Below are 3,535 nucleotides of genomic sequence, written 5' to 3' on the forward strand. Positions count from 1 at the left end.
TTTGTCTTTTTGCGAAACTTATTCTACCTGACCAGGACACATTCTTATGTCCCAAAATCTCGGAGAGAGATTTGATGTCAAACTCCGGTATTTCGATTGCCCGTACTGCAAATGTATGTCTGATCTCGTGAAACTTCACCTTTTGCAGCCCGTTGCGTTTCAGGAAACGAGAAAAGAACTGCCTGTATGTGCGAGGCTCTGTCGGCTTTGTTTTCCCGGTCAAGAAGTAGTGGTTGGGGTTTTCTGTGTAGAACTTCTTGATAATGTTCATGAGCAGCGACGGAACGGGAATGGTACGAGCTGATGTCTTGGTCTTCGGCGGTCCTATGTGAAGATAGGACTCTCCCTTTTTCTTATCATAGATGCGCTGAACGGTTTTGTTGATGCTGATGGTTTTATCCGTCAACGAGATGTCCTTCATTTGCAAGCCGCAAAGTTCACCGATCCGCACCCCGGTAAACAGTGCAATGAGAATGCCAGCGGTTTTCCTATTCAGGTTCATGTAGATGCACTGAATAAGAGCTTGCTCCTGATCTTTGGATAGCGATACCACTTTCTTAACACCCAGCTCTTTTGGGTACTCTATTAAGTCCCAGTTGAGCAGCGGTATCGCCCTTTCCTTGTAGGCATACTCCATAGCAAGCCGCAGTACGAGAATTACATCTCGTATGGTCTTCACAGTGAGACCACCGGACTTGTCCAACCGCCCGGATTCGTAGAGATACGATATGTAGCTCTGAATGTCCGCCTCGGTGATGCTGCCGATCTTCCGCTTGCCGAAGTAGGGTATTAAGTGATTTTCGGCTATTAGCGTGAAGCTGGCATGAGTTGACGGTGTGATCATTGGCTTCTTCTGATTTAGCCAAGTGTTCAACAGCGTCTTAAATTGTGTATTGTTAGTCATATTGACCACCTCCACGACTATTATCCTGTGGAGGACGAGGTTGTGCTTTTCCATCCTCAAGTAACGGTCTCGAAAAGCGTCCAAAGCTCAGGTTTCCGGGCTTTGATGAGCCGTGGGAGAACCGCAAGTTTAGCGCTGTATTCTCTTTTTTGCAAAACAATACTCTTTCACGATCTGAACTTGATACAGTCGGGAAGGTATTAAATATCCATTACGGCGATGTTCTAATAAAATATGGAAGCGTTCTTGATGCTTCTGACCAAACAATTCCTTACATTGTACCCGGAAACGAGAGTCCAAACTATGTCCATCTACAAGACGGAGATGTTGTTATTGCAGACACAGCCGAAGATGAGACCGTCGGAAAAACCACCGAGATATATAATGTGTTGGGAAGCAAGATTGAGGCTGGACTTCATACAATTCCATGCAGACCTATGATTCCGTTTGCTCCGAAGTATCTTGGATATTACATGAACACATCATGCTATCATAAGCAGCTTATACCTCTTATGCAGGGTATTAAGGTTTTATCCGTTAGTAAAGGGAACATTTCAAAAACCGAAATCTCAGCACCAAACTCCCTTGAAGAACAGAAAAAAATCAGTTCTCTCTTGTATCTGCTGGATCAAAGGGCTGCAATTCAAAGTAAGATAATAGAAGCCCTCAAGAAGTATAAAAGAGGATTGCATAAGCTTGTTTTTATCAAAAACCGGAAGCCTTCTTGGGAAAAGTCAGCTCTTCATGATATTGCTTCGTTTTGCGGAGGGGGTACACCCTCAAAAGATGTTTCTTCTTATTGGGATGGTGAGATCGGCTGGATTTCATCATCTGACATACAAGAAGAGTGGATAGACGATATTTCCGTGACTCGAAGAATAACAAAAAAAGCGATTGATAATTCAGCCACAAAACTATGCCCCGAAGGAACAATAGCTATTGTCTCACGAGTAGGTGTGGGAAAAGTTGCAATAATACCTGAAAGTCTCTGTACAAGTCAAGATTTTACCAACATAACTTCTATCACAGGGAACACACACTACATGGCATATCAAATTGCATTTAGGATGAAACTTGAAGCCATGAAAACACAAGGAACATCCATCAAAGGGGTTACTGCCGATACAATAAAGTCAATGGTGTTGGACATTCCCCCTTTAGAAGAGCAGAAAAAGATTGCGGATATGCTCACCGCTTTTGACTCTTATATCAAGCGAGCAGTTTATGAGCTGAATCTTTTTCTTACCATGAAGAAGGCATTGTTGCAGCAGCTCTTCATATAAAGAGCTGCTGCAACAGAGAACTGCGCAGTCTTGTGAGATTGTCCAATTCCTTCTCGCAATACTCAACACGACTGCTGATAGCCTCAAGAACTCCAACTATGCGGTCTTGTGTCTCAGGATCAGGATATGATATTTCTATCTTGGCAATTTCGCTTGCCTGTACATGAACTATGGATTTGCCCTGCGCAACACGAGCAATACTCCCATTTACAATGTGATTAAGTATATAGCTCATAATTCTCCCGTCTACCTTTGAACTGCGGAAAATGTTCAGATCACCGGCAAGGATAACTCCGGGAAGCATCACACACGAAGCGGTAGAGATTTCTTCGGGCGTTTCGCCGGAGGTTGGAATAAGCACATCGCCTACAATGCTCCGATATACAGAATCGACTTCGGATTCTGTTTTCCTTACAACAGAAGTAATGACCTCGTGGTAGGTTGTGTATAACTCTCCATACAGGATAAATGGCGTACCCGTTTTTGAAATATCTGCCTTTGACAACGGCGCACCCTTGATAAATGAGCCAAGATTGCCCATGGTATCACGGCTCCATTGAGCATTTTTCAGCTTGCAGTCCTCTGGTGACAAAAGACTACGAACGACACCTCTTTTATACTTCTTGAGGTTATCTACGAGGGACTGCTGCGTCTCGATGCGACGATCCAATGCGATAAGGAAGTCTGCAATCTTTCTTTGCTCATCGGTGTTTTCTGGCAGATAATGTTTTGTGTCAAAGAACTCTTCGGTTGGAACATTCAACAGACCATGATTTCTTGCACCTTCGGCAGAGATCATGTATATTTCCCTATACCATTTCAGAGAGTCGAAATAGGCTTTGATGAAGTCGCTTTCGTGCCTTTTGAGTGCAAAACAGATGTAAAGCGTTGATAAAGCCCCCATCGGATAACGATCCAGCCGTTTGATAGAGCCAAAGTCATACCCCACGGAATAGCTCTTGTTGTAAGCAAACTCGCCATTTTTGAGCAGATAGTACCCACTCATGTCTTTACTCGCAACCGTCTTATTGAAGTAGCTTACCTGATCAACAAGACCATCTTTTGAGGAAATAGTTAAAGGAAGATCAGTTTCGTTTTTGCTGTTCTTCCGTGTTACACGATCTGCGAAGTCAGATAATCTCTCGGCTCTCCACGGCTCATCAAAGCCCGGAAAGCGAAGTTTCGGACGCTTTTCGAGACCGTTACTTGAGGTCTATTTTCCAATCGAATAGCAGTAAGAACTTAAAGCAAAATCCCTTGCAGTAGCAGAGAGTTTCCGCTATTGCAAGGGATTTTCGTCTTTCATATAGCTTTTCTGGATAAGGTACAATAATTTTCGCAAATTGAA

The 3,535-nt window shown here is 43.5% G+C and carries 3 protein-coding genes; 1 reads left to right on the forward strand and 2 read right to left on the reverse strand.

The annotated features are described in order from the left end of the window. The coding region (locus HMPREF0372_RS05930; RefSeq protein WP_007489810.1) for a tyrosine-type recombinase/integrase at positions 1 to 958 on the reverse strand (958 nt) is incomplete at its 3' end. Positions 959 to 1,053: 95 nt separating this feature from the next. Between HMPREF0372_RS05930 and HMPREF0372_RS21180 the strand changes: the two genes are divergently transcribed. After that, positions 1,054 to 2,187, forward strand: coding sequence for a restriction endonuclease subunit S (locus tag HMPREF0372_RS21180; RefSeq protein WP_155116976.1), 1,134 nt, complete (start codon positions 1,054 to 1,056; stop codon positions 2,185 to 2,187). On the opposite strand, the gene HMPREF0372_RS05945 is transcribed toward HMPREF0372_RS21180, so the two are convergent. Further along, a complete protein-coding gene (locus tag HMPREF0372_RS05945) occupies positions 2,180 to 3,193 on the reverse strand; it encodes a restriction endonuclease subunit S domain-containing protein (RefSeq protein ID WP_007489814.1) in 1,014 nt (337 codons plus the stop codon). The genes HMPREF0372_RS21180 and HMPREF0372_RS05945 overlap by 8 nt on opposite strands. Positions 3,194 to 3,535 lie beyond the last annotated feature (342 nt).

It is taken from the genome of Flavonifractor plautii ATCC 29863 (assembly GCF_000239295.1).
Classification (GTDB): Bacteria; Bacillota; Clostridia; order Oscillospirales; family Oscillospiraceae; genus Flavonifractor; species Flavonifractor plautii.